The sequence below is a fragment of the Streptomyces sp. NPDC088730 genome (assembly GCF_044751215.1).
Classification (GTDB): domain Bacteria; phylum Actinomycetota; class Actinomycetes; order Streptomycetales; family Streptomycetaceae; genus Streptomyces.
This window is the reverse complement of the sequence record NZ_JBIVLK010000007.1, coordinates 353,829-371,923: the sequence shown is the minus strand read 5'-3', so window position 1 is coordinate 371,923 and position 18,095 is coordinate 353,829. Positions and strand designations below refer to the sequence as shown.

The window sequence follows — 18,095 nt, the reverse complement described above, 5'->3', positions numbered from 1 at the left end:
CCACCACCGACAGCAAGAACGGCGAGGAGTGCGACACCGTCATCGCCTCACGGGCACGGGACCGCTACTGCCGGGGAGGCGCCAGGGTGTACCGCGTCTCCCCGGGGATGTGTGACGTGTCGCGGCGGGCCAGCAGCCAGTACAGGACCGCCGGGACCACCAGGCCCACGATCCAGGAGATGTCCGCGCCGCCCAGCGGATCCACCAGCGGCCCCGTGTAGAAGTTCGTCGCGAGGAACGGGAGCTGGGCGAGGATGCCCACCCCGTAGACCGTGAGGGCGTCCCAGCGCCAGGCGCCGTAGCGGCCCCCGGGGTCGGAGAGCGCCGGAATGTCGTACCGCTCCCGCGAGATCAGGTAGTAGTCGACCAGGTTGATCGCGGACCACGGGGTGAAGAACGTCAGCAGGAACAGCAGGAAGTCCTTGAAGGACGTCAGGAAGCTGTCCTTGCCCAGGAGCGCTACCGCCGTCCCCGCCACCATGATCACCGCGATGTACGCGGCCCTGCCGCGCTGCGAGAGCGTCTTCTGGCCGCGGAATCCGCTGACGCCGGTCACCATCGACATGAAGCCGCCGTAGGTGTTCAGCACGTTGATGGTCAGCTTGCCGAACGCGATCACGAAGTACAGGAACGAGGCGATCAGACCCGCGCCGCCCAGGCCGACCACGTATCCGACCTGGTTGGACAGGAAAGCGTCCCCCGCGCTCGCCGCCACGAGCACCCCGAACGTCATCGACCACTGCGAGCCGACGGCCGACCCCGACAGGGTCCACCAGAAGGTGGCCCGGCCGGACGTCTCACGCGGCAGATAGCGCGAGTAGTCCGCGACGTACGGCCCGAAGGCGAGCTGCCAGGACGCCGAGAGCGACACCGCGAGCAGGAACATCGGCAGACCGAAGTGCGCGTCGCCGAGCAGCGCCGACAGGTCCACGCGGTCCAGCAGACGGATACCCAGGTAGATGAAGGCCAGCGCACAGACCACGCTCGCCACCCGCCCCAGGACATGGATCACGCGGTAGCCGACCGCCGCCACCACCGCGGTGACCACCGCGAAGACGATGATGCCGGTGGTGTCGTTCGTGTGCGTGAGTTCGGCCGTGGCCTGTCCGGCGAGGACGCTGCCGCTCGCGAAGAAACCCACGTACATCAGGACGACCAGGAGGAGGGGTACGACCGCGCCGCGCACCCCGAACTGGGCGCGGGACTGGATCATCTGCGGCAGACCGAGCTTCGGTCCCTGCGCGGAGTGCAGGGCCATGACGGCGCCGCCGAGCAGATTGCCCAGCAGGAGGCCGGCCAGCGACCACACCACGTCGCCGCCGAAGACGACGGCGAGCGCGCCGGTGACGACCGCGGTGATCTGCAGGTTCGCGCCGAGCCAGAGGGTGAACTGACTGAACGCGGTTCCGTGCCGTTCGCCGTCCGGGACGACGTCGATGGAGCGCCGCTCCACCAGGTCTTCAGCTGCCATGATTCGGTCACCCGGCCTCTCGTTGATGTGTCCTGTCCTCGCGCTCCGGCGGTGGGCGCTACTTGATTCCGTGCCGTGCCGCCCAGTCGCCCGCGACGTCCTCCGGATCCTTCTTGTCCTTGTCCACCAGCCGGTTCAGCTCGGTGAGGTCCTCGGTCGTGAGCGCGTTGCCGAGCCGGGCGAGCGCCTTGCGGACCGTCGAGTCGGCCTTGCGGTCCGCGATGAGCGGGACGACGTGCTGGCCCGGGACCAGGTTCTTGGGGTCGGTGAGCACGACCCAGTGCTCGGCGGCGATGTCGGTGTCGGTGGTGAAGAGGTTCGCGACGTCCACGTCCCCCTTCTTCAGGGCCCCCTTGACCAGTGGCCCCGAGGAGTCGAGGGACTTGAACTCCTTGAACTCCACGCCGTAGACGTCCTTGAGGCCGACCGCGCCGACCTCGCGCTTCTTGACCTCGGGCGCCGCGCCGATGACGAGCTTGCCGTTGTGCCGGGCGAGGTCCGCGAGCGACTTGAGACCGTACTCGGCGGCGGTCTCCCGGGTGACGACGAAGGCGTCGGAGTCCTCGGCGCGCCCGTACGGCAGGATCTGCAGTCCGGCGGGGAGGGCCACGGCGAGGGCGTTCTGCATCTCGCCCTCCTCCGCGGCCTTCGACTCGGTGTCGAGGTAGTGCAGCAGGGCGCCCTGGTACTCGGGCAGGAGATCGATGTCGCCGCCCTTGAGGGCGGGGATGAGGATCTCGCGGGTGCCGAGGTTGGGGCGGACCCTGGTCTTCACGCCGGCCGCTCCGAGCGCGGCGGCGTAGAGGTACCCGAGGACCTGGTTCTCGGTGAAGTTGGCGGTGCCGATGGTGACACCGTCCTTGCTGGAGCCCCCGCCCCCGCCGCCGGACCCCTGCCCGTCGAGCGAGGTGACGCCGCCGCTGCAGGAGGCGAGAGCGGGGACGGAAGCGGCGGCGAGGAGCCCGCCGAGGAGGTTTCTGCGGTTCATCGTGCGTGCTCCTGGGACGACTTGGCGGGGCGGGAGGGGGTATCTCCGGCCCCCCTGAGGTGATGGGGGCGGAGGAGGGCGCGCTGCAGGACGGAGAGCGCGAGGTCCAGGACGACGGCGACGACCGCCACGAGCACGGCTCCGCCCAGTACCTGTACGAGGTCCCGCTGGGCGAGCCCGTCGAAGACGTACCGGCCGAGTCCGCCGAAGGAGACGTACGCGGCGATGGTGGCGGTCGCGACGACCTGGATGAGGGCGAGCCTGAGCCCGGTCATGATCAGCGGGAGCGCGAGGGGCAGCTCCACCCGGAGGAGGACCTGGTGCCGGCGCATCCCCTGGCCACGTGCGGCGTCCCGGACCTCCGGGTCGACGGCGGTCATCCCGGCGTAGGTGTTGGTGACGATGGAGGGCACGGCGAGCGCCACGAGGGCGATGTAGACCGGCCACATCGAGAGGCCGCTGGCGAGGAAGACCAGCACGACGAGCCCGACCGTGGGCAGTGCGCGTCCGAAGCTGGAGAGGTTGATCGCGAGGAAGGCGCCGCGCCCGGTGTGCCCGATGAGCAGGCCGACCGGCAGCGCGATGGCGGCGGCGATCAGGGTGGCGAGCAGTGAGTACTGGAGGTGTTCCGCGAGGCGGTGCCCGATGCCGTCGGGCCCGGTCCACTGCTCCCCGCTGACCAGCCACGCGCCGAGGTTCCTGAAGAGTTCGTACATGAGCGCTCAGGCCCCCTGCTTCTGCCGGCGGGTCCATGGGGTCAGGACGTACTGGAGGGCGACGAGAACCGCGTCCGCGACGAGGGCGAGGAGCAGGGTCAGGACCACGCCGACGATGACGGGGGTGGGGAAGTCGCGCTGGAAGCCGTCCGTGAAGAGCTGGCCCAGTCCGCCGTCCCCGATGTACGTGGCCACGGAGACCAGTGAGATGGCCATGACCGTCGCGATCCGCACGCCCGCCATGATCACGGGCAGGGCGAGGGGGAGTTCGACGGTGAGCAGGGTGCGCAGCGGCCGGGTCCCCATGGCCTTCGCGGCTTCCTTGGTCCTGGCCGGTACCGAGTCCAGGCCCTCGACGGTGTTCCGCAGGAGCACGACGAGGGTGTAGATCGTCAGACCGATGACGGTGGTGGTGCGGGTGAGCCCGCTGACCGGCAGGAGGAGCACGAAGACGGCGATGGACGGAATGGTGAACAGGATGTTGGACAGCCCGAGGAGCAGTCCGCGAAGTCTGCGTACCCGGTGGGCGAGGACGGCCAGGGGGAGCGATACGACCAGGCCCAGGAGTACGGCGGTGAGGGCGGCCTGGAGGTGGGAGACGGCGAGGGTCGCGAGATCACCGGAGTGGTCGGATATCCACGACCAGTCGATGCTCACACGCCCACCGTGCTCGCGGCGCTGTGGACGCGTCCCGCGTGGTCGTGGATGTCCTCGCGGGACGTCACACCCGTGAGGATGCCCTCCGCGTCGACCCGGGCGACGAGTCCGCTCGGAGCGGCGATCGATTCGTTGAGGGCCGAGAGGAGCGAGTCCGTGCCGCGCAGTGCCCGGACCGGGGCCCGCGCCTCGCTCTCGGTGTCGCGCCAGGCCAGCGGCTTGCGGGCGGCGTCGAGGGTCAGCTGCCAACGGGTGCCCTCGGGAGCGGGCCCTTGGGGCACCTCCGCCAGTGCGGTCAGCGACAGCAGCTTCAGACCGCGCTCCGCGCCGAGGAAGTCCGCGACGAACGCGTCCGCGGGGCGGGCCAGGAGTTCGGCGGGACCGGCGCACTGGACGAGGTGGCCGCCGGTACGGAAGACGGCTATGCGGTCCCCGAGCCGGACGGCCTCGTCTATGTCGTGCGTGACGAAGACGATGGTCTTGTTCAACTCCTTCTGAAGACGCAGGAGTTCATCCTGTAGCTGGGTGCGCACCACGGGGTCGACGGCACCGAACGGCTCGTCCATCAGGAGTACCGGGGGGTCTGCGGCGAGCGCCCGCGCCACGCCGACCCGCTGCTGCTGGCCGCCGGAGAGCTGGTGCGGGTAGCGCTTCCCGGAGCCGGCGGAGAGGCCCACCGTCTCCAGGAGTTCCGTTGCCCGCGCCCGCGCCTTCTTCCGGCCCCAGCCGAGCAGCAGCGGCACGGTCGCGATGTTGTCCAGGACCGTGCGGTGGGGGAAGAGCCCGGACTGCTGGATCACGTAGCCGATGGAACGGCGCAGCGCGGCGGCGTCCTGCTCCAGGACGTCCTTGCCGTTGACCCTGATCGTTCCGGAGGTCGGATCGACCATCCGGTTGATCATGCGGAGCGTTGTTGTCTTGCCGCAACCGGAAGATCCGACGAGGACGGTCACGCCGCCTTCCGGCATCTCAAGCGTGAGGTCGTGCACCGCGGTTGTGCCGTTCGGGAAGCGCTTGTTGACCGTGTCGAATTGGATCATGTGGAGTCCCTTGCCCGGCTGCATATCATCATGCAGAGTTCTTGGTGTCTGAATAGATTGTCAATAGTCAGTCGCCGTTCAGGGGTAAATCCCTGGTGACAAGTGGCCGTAGGGCAAGACAGGGCTTCCGGTTGAGGAGGAATTGCACGTGATGTCGTCTCATATCGCGGACGGGGTGACTGCCGGAAGCGAGGCGGTTGTCACCCTCGACGGCCGCGGACTGATGGTCGCAGATGTCGTACGCATGGCCGAATCCACCGTAAAACCCGTTCCTGGGGCGGATGGTATGAAGCGTGTGGAGACCTCGTGGAACGCTGCGCGGGAGATCGCCTCATGGGGGCGCGTCTACGGCCGCTCCACCGGTGTGGGTGCGAACCGGAACGAGTCCGTACCGACGGAGGAGGCCGCCGACCACGGCCTGCGGCTCTTGCGCAGCCACGCCGGATCGATCGGTGCGGAACTGCCCGCGCGGCAGGTCCGCGCCATGCTCGCCGTCCGGGCCAACCAGCTGCTCGCGGGCGGCGCCGGTCTGCGGCCGACCGTCGTCACGGCCCTCTGCGAGGCGCTGGAGACGGGCGCCTGTCCGAAGGTCAACGAATTCGGCTCCGTCGGCACCGGAGACATCGCCGCGCTCGCGCAGATGGGCCTCGCGCTGGCCGGCGAACACCCCTGGCAGGGCCCGGGAGCGGCCCCCGTGCCGCAGCCCCTCGACAACAACGACGCCCTCGCCCTGATCAGCAGCAACGCCCTCACCCTCGGCCAGTCCGCACTGGCGCTGCACGAGCTGCGCGGCCTGATCGAAGCCACACAGGTGGTCGCGGCGCTGTCCCTGATGGCGACCGACGGTTCGTACGAGGCGTACGCGCTGCCCGTGCACGAGGCGCGGCGGCACGCCGGTTCGTACGCGGTCGCGGAGCGGATGCGACTGCTGCTCGGCGCCGCCGACCGCCCCACGCCGCCGCTCGGCCGGATCCAGGACCCGTACGGCTTCCGCTGCGTGCCCCAGATCCACGGGCCCGCGCACGATGCGGCGGACGCGCTCGAAGACGTCCTCACGGTCGAGATCAACGCGGCGGCGGAGAACCCGCTGATCTCGGCGGAGGACATGGCGGCCTACCACCACGGCGGCTTCTACATCGCCCAACTCGCGCTTGCCCTCGACCACTTCAGGCTGGCGGTGACGCAGGTGGCGCGGCTTTCGACCTCGCGCCTGTCCACGCTGAACGAACCTGCCTTCACCCGGCTGCGGCCGTTCCTCGCGGACGGCTCGCCGGCCGCGTCGGGCGTGATGATCCTTGAGTACGCGGCCGGGGCGGCGCTCGGTGATCTGCGCGCCTTCTCCGCGCCCGCCTCGCTCGGCCACGCGGTGCTCTCGCGCGGGGTCGAGGAGCAGGCCAGCTTCGCCTCACTGGCGGCCCGTCAGACGCTGCGTGCGTGTGAGGCGTACCGGCTGGTCGTGGGCTGCGAACTCGTGGCGGCCGTAAGGGCGTTGCGCCAGCGCGACATGCGGCTCGACCCGGAACCGCCCGTCGGCCGGGCCTTCGCCCTGGCGGACGCGGTGCTCGACGCGGAGCTGGCCGACCGGCCGCTGACGGACGATGTGACGGCCGCGGCCGGGCTGCTCGACCGCTTCACCGAACTGTGGCTGGACCTCGGCTCGCGGGGCGCGACGGCCTTCGACGGACAGGGTGTGGTGCGGCGCGGGTGAGGTGCGACCGTCCTGGCGTGCGGCCCGAATATTCCTCCCGGCAGGTGCAGACCGCGAGAAATCGAGCAGGCGAGGGGTATGGGCTCACTTCGAACCACCCCATCACCGTCCGAGCGGTCGCTCCGGTCGCGGGAGAGGAGAACGCCCCGGCGGGCCGGTACGCTCCGCCCGCGGCTTCTCGTCCCGGTCGCGGCCGCGTCGATCGCGCTCGTCACGGCCGGCTGCGGCGGGACCACGGCCTCGGCCGGGCAGCCCGCCCCGAGCGGCTCCGCCACCAGCGCGCCGACGACGCGTCACCGCGCCGATCCGTCGTCCTCGGCACCGGCAGCGGCCACGGGCGCCCCCGCAAGCTCGGCCGCACCCGGGAACGCGGCCGGCCCGGACTCCGCCGCCTCCGGAGCACGGCCCCCGCGCTGCACCACCGAGGCCCTGGCGATGAGCCTCGGCACCGCCGACGCGGGGGCGGGCCAGATCTACTACCGGCTCACGTTCACCAACAAGTCCGGGCACCCCTGCACCCTGCACGGATTCCCCGGTGTCTCGATGATCAGGCGCGACGGCAGCGTGATCGGCGTCCCGGCCGAGCGTGAGGGCGCTCCGGGGCAGCGGACCGCGATCGGCGCGGGCGGGACGGCGACCGTCACGCTGCACACCCTGAACCGGGGCATCAAGGGTTCCGGCTGCTGGCGCGAGCCCGACTACCTCAGGGTCTACCCGCCCGGCTCCAAGGAGGCGCTCACCCTTCGGACCAACGGCCTCCGGGTGTGCGGCGACCGCTTCACCACCACCGCGGTTGAGCGCTGAGGCGGCGCGCCGCCGGGAATCCGGCCATCGCCCCGAAGAGACCGCGGGAGCGGGGCTGGCCTCCCGGCGGCCGGTGCCGTCACGAGCGGACCACTCCGGACACCCCCTGGACGCCGCCCGCACCCTCCGCTCACCGGCCGCGCGGCTCACGCGGCCGAAGCTGGAGGCCCCGCCGCGCGAAGCATTAGGTTGACCGGGAAGGTTTCGGCAGCCGGACTCACGATGGGGGCGAGCATGACCATGCTCAAGGGAGCCAATGTTCCAGTGGCGGCACAGGCCGTGCGCGTCGAGCTGGGGTGGCACACCACCCCCGGGACGCCGGACGTGGACGCCTCCGCGCTCCTTCTCCTCGGCTCGGGAAAGGTGCGCGGCGACGAGGACTTCGTTTTCTACAACCAGCCGGCCCACGCGTCCGGCGCGGTGCGCCACGAGGGCAAGCGCGTCACCGGCGGTGCGGCCACCGACAGCCTGGCCGTCGATCTGGCACGGGTGGAGCCCGCCGTCGAGCGCATCGTGCTGGCGGCTTCCGCGGACGGCGGCACGTTCGGCCGGGTGACCGGGCTGTACGTGCGGATCACGGACACGGCGAGCGGCTCGGAACTGGCCCGCTTCGACAGCGCCGACGCCACCGTCGAGACCGCGTTCATCCTCGGTGAGCTCTACCGGCGCCAGGGCGCCTGGAAGTTCCGTGCCGTGGGCCAGGGGTACGGGAGCGGGCTCGAAGGCCTCGCCACGGACTTCGGGATCTCCGTCGACGAGCCGCAGCAACCGCAAAAGGCCTCGCCGCCCCACGCACCTGCGCACCCCCAGCGGCCCAACCCGGCGACACGGGTCGACTCCGTGCCGCCACCGCAGCAGCAGCCGACGCCCCCTCAGTCACCGTATTCCCGGCCGGCCACCGCCCCGGCGGCGCCCCCGGCCCCGCCCGCTCCTCCGGCTCCGCCCGTCACCCAGCCCGTCCGGCTTACCAAGGTGACGCTGACCAAGGAGGCGCCGTCGGTCTCGCTCGCCAAGCAGGGCGGTACCTCAGGATCCATGCGCGTCAACCTCAACTGGGAGGTGCGCAAGCAGTTCAAGGGATGGGGGAGCAAGCTCGGCCGGGCCGTCGCGAACCACGCGGACCTCGACCTCGACCTCTGTGCCCTCTACGAGCTGACCGACGGCCGCAAGGGCGTGGTGCAGGCGCTCGGGAACGCCTTCGGCGCCCTTCAGCAGGCGCCCTACATCCATCTCGACGGCGACGACCGGACGGGTGCTGTCGCCTCCGGCGAGAACCTGACCATCAACCTCGACCAGAAGTCCAGGATCCGCCGGATCCTGATCTTCGTCACCATCTACGAAGGGGCCCGGAGCTTCGCCGATCTGCACGCCACGGTGACCCTCAAGCCCCAGCACGGCGCCGCGATCGACTTCTCGCTCGACGAGTGCACCGTCCCGTCCACGGTCTGCGCACTCGCGCTCATCAGCAACGACGGGGGCGATCTCACCGTGCAGCGGGAGGCCCGCTATCTGGTGCCGCAGCGCGGGGTGAGCCCGCAGCGCACCATCGACCAGGCCTATGGCTGGGGCATGAACTGGACCCCCGGCCGCAAATGAGCCCCCGCCCGCCGGTTCACCGGTCCGGTGCGGCCTCGGGACGCGCGTACGTACGCCCCTTCCAGGCCGCACCGCGGCCCCGGTAGTGCTGGACGGCCGAATCGACCGTCATCAGCAGGTACAGCAGGGCGGTGAACGGCAGCAGCGGCGCCAGCCACAGGGACTGCCGGTAGTACCCCAGCATCGGCATGTACGTCACGGCCATCACGACCCAGGCGACGCCCCCCGTCCAGGCCGCCACGGAATCGGGCGCCAGCAGTCCCGCCACGAGCGTCACGGGCGGCGAGAGGTAGACGAGCGCGAGCCCCAGCACCGTGCCGAGCAGCAGCAGCGGACTGTGCCGCAGCTGGGCGTACGCGCTCCGGGAGATCATCCGCCACAGGTCGGCCAGGCACGGGTACGGCCGCACACTGTCCACCCGGTCCGCGAGCCCCAGCCAGATCCGGCCGCCGCTGTCCTGCACCGCACGGGCCAGCGACACGTCGTCGATCACCGCCTGCCGGATCGACTCCGGCACCCGCGCCCGTACGGCGGCCTCCGTCCGCAGCAGTACGCAGCCGCCCGCGGCCGCCGCGGTCCGTGCTCCCGCCCGGTTCACCCACCGGAAGGGGTAGAGCTGCGAGAAGAAGTACACGAAGGCCGGGACGACGAGCCGCTCCCAGGTGCTCTGGACCCGCAGCCGCGCCATCTGCGAGACCAGGTCGAACCCGCCCGATCGGGCGGCCGCCACCAGCTCCCGCAGGCTGTCCGGCTCGTGCGCGATATCGGCATCCGTGAGCAGCAGGTACTCCGGATCCCTGCCCCGGGCCAGCGCCATCCCGTGCCGCACCGCCCAGAGCTTTCCCGTCCAGCCCGGCTCCGGCTCCCCGGGCGACACCACGGTCACCGGCAGCCCGCCGTGCCGCACGGCCAGCGCGCGGGCCAGATCCCCGGTGCCGTCCTTGCTGCAGTCGTCCACCAGGAAGATCTCGGCCGGTCCCGGATAGTCCTGGACCATCAGCGACGGCAGGCTCAGCGGGAGCATGTCGGCCTCGTCCCGCGCGGGGACGACGATCGCGACGGACGGCCAGTCGGCGGGCTCCGCGCTGTCCGGCAGCCGCTGGTCCGTCCGCCAGAAGAATCCCTGTCCCAGCAACAGCCACACCCAGGCGGCGACGGAACCCACGGCGATCCAGACAATGGCGCTCATTGGCCGAAGTCTGCCCCACTGAGCCGGGACCGCAAGAGTGGTCGACTATGGTGACCGGGTGAAGATCGCGCTCATGGACTCCGGAATCGGCCTGCTCGCCGCCGCCGCAGAAGTACGCCGGCTGAGGCCGGACGCGGATCTGGTGCTCTCCTCCGACCCCGACAGCATGCCCTGGGGCCCCCGTACTCCCGAGTATGTGACGGAGCGCGCTCTCGGCGTCGCCCGCGCGGCCGCCGCCCACCGGCCCGACGCGCTGATCGTCGCCTGCAACACCGCCTCGGTGCGCGCGCTCCAGGCGCTGCGCGCGGAGCTCGAACCGGCCCTGCCGGTCATCGGCACCGTCCCCGCGATCAAGCCGGCCGCGGCCGCGGGCGGACCGTTCGCGATCTGGGCCACCCCGTCGACCACGGGCAGCCCGTACCAGCGAGGACTGATCAGGGACTTCGCCGGCTCCGCCGCCGTCACCGAGGTCCCCTGCCCCGGCCTCGCCGACGCCGTGCAGTACGCGGACGAGGAGGGCATCGACCGGGCCATCGCCGCGGCCGCCGCGCTCACCCCGCCCGACGTCCGGGCCGTCGTGCTGGGCTGCACCCACTACGAGCTGGTCGCCGAGCGCATCCGCGAGGCCGTGCGCCGGCCCGGCCGGCCCACGGTGGCGCTGTATCCCTCAGCCGGAGCCGTCGCGGCCCAGGCGCTGCGCCGGATCGGGGCCGAACCCGCTCCGTCGGCCGAACCGGGCGCCGGTCTCGTGGTGCTCCTCGGCGGCCGGGTGTCCGGGATGCCGGAAGCCGCTCTCGCCTACCCGGAGGGGCGCCGGCTCATGGTGGCGACCCCCGCCCGCTGACCTCGGGCGACCCGGCCGGAGACGCCGGACCCGTTCCGTCGCGCGGTTTCTTCAGTACGCTGCTTGGCATGAGGGACCACCCCCGAGAACCGAGGCACAGCGGAGCCGACTCCCACCCGGCGGTCTGGACCGGCCGGGCCACCAACCGGACCCAGTGGGTGCTGGCCGCGGCGGGCGCCGCCTGCCTGGCACTCGGCATCCAGCTCGCCGTCAGCTCCACCTGGACCTCCGGCATCGCACCGCTGCTGATGTCGGTGATCGGCTGCATGGCGGCCGGGCTGCTGATGCTCTTCGGCACCCTTGCCTTCGTGAACGTCGCCGTCCGGGTCGACGGCGACGCCCTCGAAGTGCGCTGCGGCCACATGGGGCTGCCGCGCCGCCGGATCCTGCTCACCCATGTGGTGGGCGCGGAGTTCGCCCCCCGGGTCACCCCGCGCCAGTGGGGCGGCTGGGGCTACCGCTGGCGCCCCGAGCAGGGCACCGCCGTGGTCGTACGGCGCGGCGAGGGCCTGGTGCTGCGGCTCGGTGACGGCAGGACCTTCACCGTGACGGTGGACGACGCGGAGGCGGGCGTCCGGTTCATCCGCGACCGGCTCCACCTGCCCGCCACCGGCGCCCCGGCCGGAGCCTGAGACACCGCGCCGGCCACCGGGGCCGGACGCACGAGGCAGCGGACGGCCTCAGTACGGCATCCGGTCCGCCCTCATCACGTCCCGTCCCCCGGCCTGCGACGGTCCCGTGCGCGACGGCCGGATCCGGCCGGTCGGCGGGGGACCGCCGGACAGATGAACGGCCCCGGCGGACGCCCGGCAGAAATCTGCGCCGAACATGTGGAGAAACGACCGGTAGTGCGGATTCCGCCATCGGGACAGGGCTGCCGGGCGCACAGCGCGCCACCGTAGACTCCGCCTGGTGAGCACCACCATCGCCCCGGTCGGCGACCCGCAGCAGCCCGCCTCCGTCCATCGAGCCAGGCGTCTGCTGCCTCGGCTCGTCCGTCCCTGCGCAGCCGTGCTCTCCGGGCTGATGCTGTACGCGAGCTTCCCGCCCCGGCCCCTGTGGTGGCTGGTTCTGCCCGGGTTCGCGCTCCTGGGCTGGGTGCTGTTCGAGCGCAGGCTCCGCGCGGCGTTCGGCCTCGGCCTGCTCGCCGGGCTGGGCTTCATGCTGCCGTTGCTGCACTGGACCGGGGAAGAGGTCGGCCCGGTGCCGTGGCTGGCCCTGGCGGCCGCAGAGGCACTGTTCATCGCGGTGGGCTGCATCGGCATCTCCGCCGTGTCCCGGCTCGCCGGCTGGCCGTTCTGGGCGGCCGCGGTCTGGGCCCTGAACGAGGCGGTACGGGCCAGGGTGCCGTTCGGCGGCTTCCCCTGGGGCCGGATCGCCTTCGGCCAGGCGGACAGCGTCTTCCTGCCGCTCGCCGCGCTCGGCGGCACACCGCTGCTCTCCTTCGCCGTGGTGCTGTGCGGCTTCGGGCTCTTCGAGGCGGTCCGCCGGTTCCGGGTCCGCCGCGCCACCGGTGAACTGCCCCGGCTGGCCGCCGCGGTGACCGCGGCGGCCGTCCTCGTCCCGGTCGCCGCGGCACTCGCGTCGCTGCCGCTGGTGGACGACTCGGCCGAGGACGGCACCGCCACCGTCGCCGCGATCCAGGGCAACGTGCCGCGGCTCGGCCTCGACTTCAACTCCCAGCGCCGGGCCGTCCTGGACAACCACGCGAACCGCACCGAGCAGCTCGCCCGGGACGTGAAGGCGGGCAAGGTGCCGCAGCCCGACTTCGTCCTGTGGCCGGAGAACTCCTCCGACCTCGACCCCTACCGCAACGCCGACGCGAAGATCGTGATCGACGACGCGGTGAGGGCGATCGGGGTGCCGACCGTCGTCGGCGCGGTCGTGGAGCCCGACACCGGCAATCTGCGCAACACCCTCATCCAGTGGGACCCGGACAAGGGCCCGGTGGCCACGTACGACAAGCGCCACATCCAGCCGTTCGGCGAGTACATGCCGATGCGTTCCTTCGTGCGCCTCTTCAGCTCGGACGTGGACCGGGTGCAGCGCGACTTCGGGCCGGGCAAGAAGGTGGGCGTCTTCGACCTCTCCGGCACCTACGCAGGGCTCGTCACCTGCTACGAGGCCGCGTTCGACGACGCCGTCCGGGACACGGTCGAGCACGGCGCCCAGATGATCGCGGTGCCCAGCAACAACGCCACCTTCGGCCGCAGCGAGATGACGTACCAGCAGCTGGCCATGTCCCGGGTGCGCGCGGTGGAACACAGCCGGTCCGTCGTCGTCCCGGTCACCAGCGGCGTCAGCGCGGTCATCCGCCCGGACGGCACCGTCGTCCGCAAGACGAAGATGTTCACCCCGGACGCACTGGTGGAAGAGGTGCCGCTGCGGTCCTCACTGACCCCCGCGACCAGGATGGGGCCGCTGCCCGAAGGGGTGCTCTCGCTGCTCGCGGTCATCGGCCTCGGCTGGGTCGCCACGCGGGCGGTCCGCACCCGCCGCGCCCGCTGAACGGCTCCGCACGCGACGTAGGCTCATCTCATGGCAATTCCTGACTTCATCCGAGAGATCCGCGCCACGGCGGGTCAACAGTTGCTCCTGCTGCCCGGCGTCAGCGCCGTCGTCTTCGACGAGGAGGGCAGAGTGCTGCTCGGACGGCGCGCGGACACCGGAAAGTGGTCGGTCATCGGCGGCATCTCGGAGCCGGGGGAGCAGCCGGCGGCGACGGCGGAGCGCGAGGTGCACGAGGAGACGGCCGTGCACTGCGTCGCGGAGCGCGTCGTACTGACCCAGGCGCTGCCCGCCATCCAGTACGACAACGGCGACCGGTGCCAGTTCCTGGACATCACCTTCCGCTGCCGGGCCACCGGCGGCGAGGCCCGCGTCAATGACGACGAGTCGCTGGAGGTGGGCTGGTTCGGTGTCGACGCGCTGCCGCCGCTGGAGGAGTTCGCGCTCATGCGCATCAAGCAGTCGCTCAACGACGGACCCACCTGGTTCGAGGCGACAGAGCCGCACCGAACGTGACGGAGCGGGCGGCGGCGCGAACGGCCGCCGCCCGCTCCGCGGCACCCGCCCGGAAACCGGCGGGACCGCCGCCCGGTGCACGGATCCCGGTCGTGCGGGCGGGAGTTGTGGTCCGGCGTCTGCGGATGTGGCACAGTCGGGCCGTGGACGCACTGAGGCCCCAGGACCCCGCCCGCATCGGCACCTACCAGCTGCTCGGCCGTCTCGGCGCGGGCGGCATGGGGCAGGTGTACCTCGGCCGGTCACCCGGCGGGCGGCTGGTCGCCGTCAAGGTCATCCGCGATGAGATCAGCGATCACCCGGAGGCACTGGCCCGGTTCCGGCGCGAGGCCGCGACCGTCGAGACCGTACGCAGCGTGTACACCGCCCAGTTGATCGAGGCCTCGCTCGGCTCGTCGCCCTACTGGCTGGCCACGGAGTACGTGCCGGGGCCCACGCTGCGCGCCGCCGTCCGCGCGGGCGGCCCCTTTCCGCCGGACAGCGCCCTGCGGCTGCTGGCCGCACTCGCCGAGGGACTGGCCGCGGTCCACGTGCACGGAGTCACGCACCGGGACCTGAAGCCGCACAACGTCATCCTCTCGCCGCAGGGGCCGCAGCTGATCGACTTCGGCATCGCACGGGGCATCGAGCAGTCGGTCCTCACTCCGGAGGGGATGGCTTCGGGGACACCCGGATACACGGCCCCCGAGGTACTGCTGGGCAACGAGGCGGGCCCGGCGGCGGACGTCTTCGCGCTGGGCGCCACGCTCGCGTACACCGCGACGGGCCGGCCCCCCTTCGGCACGGGCGACGCCGCCTCGGTCAGCTACCGGACCGTGCACGAGGAGATCGACCTGGCCGGAGTGCGGCCGGACCTGGCCGCGCTGATCCGGATGTGCGTCGAGAAGGACCCCGCGGAGCGGCCGGCGCCCGCCGTAGTGATCGCACTGTGCGGGGTGGACTCGCCGCTGGCGTCGGACGCCCATTACGGCGCGCTGGTCCGCGCCGCCGGAGCCGTCCTGGTACCGGGGGACGCGACCACGGCTCCCATGGCGTCCCGTGCGTACGCGGCGCCGGAGACGGACACGGTGCCGGCCCGGGGGACCGCCGCCCCGACCCGGCGGGCGGAGCCCGCCCCCGCAGACCGGCCGGCGGCGGGCCCCTCGACGGCCGGTCTGCGGCCGTCCTCAGCGGCGGGCGGGCGCCCGCGGCGGGGGAGGAGCTGGGCCGCCGTGTGCGCGGTGGCGGTCGCGGTGCCGGTGACGGTCTGGCTGCTCCCGGAGACGGACGGCGGGGGCACCGGTGCCGCGGCCGAGCCCGGTGCCACCGCGTCCGGCCGTCCGGCCGCGAGCCGTTCGGCAACCGCGGACAAGCCGAAGAGCCCGCCGGACCACATAGTGAACGACCGGGTCTCGCAGGACCGCTGGACCCTGTCCGACGATCCGGACCAGGCCGCTCTGGGCAGCGGAGGCTGCGATACGGACGAGGTTCCCGAGACCTTGCCACCGCCCGGTCTGATCTCCACCGTGTCGCACACCACCGGTTCCGGCACCGCCTCGGTGTCGATGCGGGTCGAGGACGCCGGTAAGGGGAAGAGACCCGCGCCCTACTACGTCTCGGTGGGCGTGCGGCCCCCGCACGAGACCGACCGCGCCACCGGGCGGCCGCTCCGGTCCGAGGCCAAGGGCATCGGATTCACCAGCAAGCCGGTCGACATCTACTCCCACTGGTCCTCCGGCGGGGCCGTCAGACTCAAGTACCCCGACGACTTCCGGGCCCACTTCGTGGCCAAGACCCTCGACGCGATCCCGGTGGGGGACGACCGGGGCGACTGGACGGTGGTGATCTATCGCGTCGACGGCGGCCCGAAGGATTACACCCCGGTCGTGTGCAACGGCTTCCACGCCTGAGCAAGCGGCCGGCCGGGCAGGCCAGGCGGCGCAGGCGGAGATCTTCGGCGTCTCGGCGAGGACGCGCCACAGAACCCGGGCGCCCGTACGGCTCGCCGCGCCGCACAGCGTCCTCTCGCTGCACGGGGGTGGGCCTGTCCTGCCGGGCGCTGACCCCCAGGCAGTGCGGCCCGAGGCTGCTGGCGAACGTGAACCGGATGTGCACGCCGTCGCCCAGACCGTGGCCGGGTGGTACGGGCAGACGCTCTGCCGGGCCCCGGAGTGGAGCCGCCGAGCGCCCGGGCGCGGAGTGCGCACTTCGGCATCCCGGCATCCGTGCGGCGGGCTGGCGGGGGAGCCGCAGGGACCGTGGTGAGGGGCTACGCGCCCGCTGTCACGGCCTTCAGCTCGTCGAGCACCTCTCTGATGAGCTGCGACATGTCCCGGGAGCCGGTCCCGCCGATCCAGCGCTCGAACGTCACCTTGAAGACGGCTATCCCCACCTCGGCGGCGAGGCTCGCGGCCGGTTCCGGGACACCGCGACGCCGCAGGGTGTCGGAGATGGCCGCCGACAGCCTCGCGAGCTTGATCAGCTCGCGCTCCTGCAGCTCCGGGTTGGCGTTGATGATCGTCTGGCGCTGCCGGGCCTGTTCGTGACGGTCCTGGAAGACCGTCGCGGCCGCGTCGAGCGCCGCGGCCACGGCATCGAACGGGGCCGCTGTCTCGGGTACGCCCGCGAGTGTGTCCACGAAAAGGGCCTGGAGCGTGGACGAGCCGGCGAACAGGACCTCGCGCTTGTCGCTGAAGTGCCGGAAGAACGTCCGCTCCGTGAGCCCCGCCCGCTTGGCGATCTCGGTCACGGTGGTCTGTTCGAACCCGCGCTCGCTGTAAAGCTCCATCGCGGCCTGTTCCAGCCTGCCCCGCGCGTTCGGCTCCCATCTGCTCATGGCGGCGATTCTATGTGATGACAGTGACTGGCATCAGGTGTACGTTGATGACAGTTGCTGACATCGACTGTCCGCCGAGCTTTTCGGCCTGGGCCGTCGGCTTACCCGGGAGGTTTCCCATGCGTGTCTTCGTTACCGGAGCGTCAGGCTGGATCGGTTCCGCCGTCGTTCCCGAGCTCATCGGCGCGGGCCATCAGGTCGTCGGACTCGCTCGCTCGGACGCTTCGGCCGCCGCGCTCGACGCGGCCGGGGCCGAGGTGCGTCGCGGCAGCCTCGAAGATCTCGACGGTCTGCGGAGCGCGGCCGAGGCCTCGGACGGCGTGGTCCACCTCGCGTTCAAGCACGACATCGCCTTCTCGGGCGACTTCCAGGGTGCCGCCGACGCGGACCGCGCCGCCATCGAGGCGTTCGGCGACGCGCTCGCGGGCTCCGGCCGGCCCTTCGTCATCGCGTCCGGGACGATGGGGCTCGCGCCCGGGCGTGTCGCCACCGAGCGGGACGGGCTCAGCTCCGGCGGCGAGGTGCCGTTCGAGGGTGCTGGGGCCCGGCTGGCCAACGCGCAGCTGACCCTCTCCCTCGCCTCACGCGGTGTCCGTCCGTCCGTGGTGCGGCTTCCCCCGACGGTGCACGGCGACGGGGACAAGGGCTTCATCGCGTCCGTGGTCGGCGTCGCCCGCGACAAGGGCGTCTCCGGCTATGTCGGCGACGGCTCCAACCGCTGGCCTGCCGTGGCCCGGCTCGATGCCGCACGCCTCTTCCGGCTGGCACTGGAGCAGGCTCCCGCCGGATCCGTACTGCACGCGGTCGCTGACGAGGGGGTACCGATCCGCGACGTCGCCGAAGTGATCGGACGCGGTCTCGACCTCCCCGTGGCCGCCGTCCCGGCGGAGGACGCGAGCGAGCACTTCGGCTGGCTGGGCGGGCTCCTGGGGCTGGACGGCCCGGCGTCGAGCGCCCTGACCCGCGAGCTGCTCGGGTGGCAGCCGACCCACCCCGGGCTCCTTGAGGACCTCGGCAAGGGGCACTACTTCGACAGCCCGTCCGCGTAGCGTCCCGAGCGTGACGGGGCTGGGCGGCATCGACGACGGCCGCCGCTCGGACGCCCCGGCCGGAGACCGGGCCGGGTGTGCCCCGAGCGGTGACGTGAGGTTGGGACGGCACCGACGCGCGGTCGTGCAGGCCGTCGCCGCTGCCCCCGGAGAGGACGCCGACATCCTCATCACCCCGGGCGTCGAACGCTTCG

At 72.1% G+C, this 18,095-nt stretch carries 16 protein-coding genes; 9 read left to right on the top strand and 7 right to left on the bottom strand.

The genetic code is table 11. The features are described 5' to 3' along the window. Nucleotides 1-64: 64 nt before the first annotated feature. The 5 genes from ACIP89_RS23135 to ACIP89_RS23115 are packed head-to-tail and all read right to left on the bottom strand — an operon-like array spanning nt 65 to nt 4,872. Nucleotides 65-1,471 (bottom strand): purine-cytosine permease family protein, encoded by a 1,407-nt coding sequence (locus ACIP89_RS23135; protein ID WP_402116450.1) that lies wholly within the window; start codon nt 1,469-1,471, stop codon nt 65-67. A 58-nt stretch (nt 1,472-1,529) separates the two neighbouring features. After that, complete coding sequence (locus tag ACIP89_RS23130; protein WP_401928024.1) at nt 1,530-2,459, bottom strand: ABC transporter substrate-binding protein; 930 nt, start codon at nt 2,457-2,459, stop codon at nt 1,530-1,532. Further along, nucleotides 2,456-3,175: an ABC transporter permease gene (locus ACIP89_RS23125; protein ID WP_402116449.1), complete on the bottom strand. Its 720-nt coding sequence runs from the start codon at nt 3,173-3,175 to the stop codon at nt 2,456-2,458. The genes ACIP89_RS23130 and ACIP89_RS23125 overlap by 4 nt, the downstream gene beginning before the upstream one ends. 6 nt (nt 3,176-3,181) lie before the next feature. Then, a complete protein-coding gene (locus tag ACIP89_RS23120) occupies nt 3,182-3,832 on the bottom strand; it encodes an ABC transporter permease (RefSeq protein ID WP_401928028.1) in 651 nt (216 codons plus the stop codon). Next, nucleotides 3,829-4,872 (bottom strand): ABC transporter ATP-binding protein, encoded by a 1,044-nt coding sequence (locus ACIP89_RS23115; RefSeq protein ID WP_402116447.1) that lies wholly within the window; start codon nt 4,870-4,872, stop codon nt 3,829-3,831. Before ACIP89_RS23115 ends, ACIP89_RS23120 begins: the two co-directional genes overlap by 4 nt. A gap of 151 nt (nt 4,873-5,023) precedes the next feature. On the opposite strand from ACIP89_RS23115, the gene ACIP89_RS23110 reads away from it, so the two are divergent. The 3 genes from ACIP89_RS23110 to ACIP89_RS23100 all read left to right on the top strand — a co-directional run bounded on the left by ACIP89_RS23110 (nt 5,024) and on the right by ACIP89_RS23100 (nt 8,980). Then, entirely contained in the window at nt 5,024-6,580 is a 1,557-nt protein-coding gene (locus tag ACIP89_RS23110) for an aromatic amino acid ammonia-lyase (protein ID WP_401928031.1), read from the top strand. Between the two features lie 78 nt (nt 6,581-6,658). Then, the gene (locus tag ACIP89_RS23105; RefSeq protein WP_402116446.1) at nt 6,659-7,384 is read left to right on the top strand and encodes a DUF4232 domain-containing protein; all 726 of its coding nucleotides are present in this window, start codon (nt 6,659-6,661) and stop codon (nt 7,382-7,384) included. A 222-nt stretch (nt 7,385-7,606) separates the two neighbouring features. Beyond that, nucleotides 7,607-8,980: a TerD family protein gene (locus tag ACIP89_RS23100; RefSeq protein WP_402116509.1), complete on the top strand. Its 1,374-nt coding sequence runs from the start codon at nt 7,607-7,609 to the stop codon at nt 8,978-8,980. 16 nt (nt 8,981-8,996) lie between these two features. On the opposite strand, the gene ACIP89_RS23095 is transcribed toward ACIP89_RS23100, so the two are convergent. Continuing rightward, a complete protein-coding gene (locus ACIP89_RS23095) occupies nt 8,997-10,169 on the bottom strand; it encodes a glycosyltransferase (RefSeq protein ID WP_402116445.1) in 1,173 nt (390 codons plus the stop codon). Nucleotides 10,170-10,227: 58 nt separating this feature from the next. Between ACIP89_RS23095 and ACIP89_RS23090 the strand changes: the two genes are divergently transcribed. The 5 genes from ACIP89_RS23090 (at nt 10,228) to ACIP89_RS23070 (ending at nt 15,926) form a co-directional block, all read left to right on the top strand. Next, nucleotides 10,228-11,013, top strand: coding sequence for a glutamate racemase (locus ACIP89_RS23090; RefSeq protein ID WP_401928038.1), 786 nt, complete (start codon nt 10,228-10,230; stop codon nt 11,011-11,013). Nucleotides 11,014-11,081: 68 nt separating this feature from the next. Further along, complete coding sequence (locus tag ACIP89_RS23085) at nt 11,082-11,645, top strand: hypothetical protein (protein ID WP_073738060.1); 564 nt, start codon at nt 11,082-11,084, stop codon at nt 11,643-11,645. Nucleotides 11,646-11,925: 280 nt separating this feature from the next. Continuing rightward, entirely contained in the window at nt 11,926-13,521 is a 1,596-nt protein-coding gene (lnt, locus tag ACIP89_RS23080) for an apolipoprotein N-acyltransferase (RefSeq protein WP_402116444.1), read from the top strand. A gap of 30 nt (nt 13,522-13,551) precedes the next feature. After that, nucleotides 13,552-14,037: an NUDIX hydrolase gene (locus ACIP89_RS23075; RefSeq protein ID WP_401928043.1), complete on the top strand. Its 486-nt coding sequence runs from the start codon at nt 13,552-13,554 to the stop codon at nt 14,035-14,037. A 143-nt stretch (nt 14,038-14,180) separates the two neighbouring features. Then, nucleotides 14,181-15,926, top strand: a complete 1,746-nt coding sequence (locus ACIP89_RS23070; RefSeq protein ID WP_401928045.1) for a serine/threonine protein kinase — start codon at nt 14,181-14,183, stop codon at nt 15,924-15,926. A gap of 359 nt (nt 15,927-16,285) precedes the next feature. Here ACIP89_RS23070 and ACIP89_RS23065 read toward each other — a convergent pair whose 3' ends face one another. Next, complete coding sequence (locus ACIP89_RS23065; protein WP_402116443.1) at nt 16,286-16,852, bottom strand: TetR family transcriptional regulator; 567 nt, start codon at nt 16,850-16,852, stop codon at nt 16,286-16,288. 119 nt (nt 16,853-16,971) lie between these two features. Between ACIP89_RS23065 and ACIP89_RS23060 the strand changes: the two genes are divergently transcribed. Further along, nucleotides 16,972-17,901, top strand: a complete 930-nt coding sequence (locus ACIP89_RS23060; protein WP_401928050.1) for an SDR family oxidoreductase — start codon at nt 16,972-16,974, stop codon at nt 17,899-17,901. The last annotated feature ends 194 nt before the right edge of the window (nt 17,902-18,095 follow it).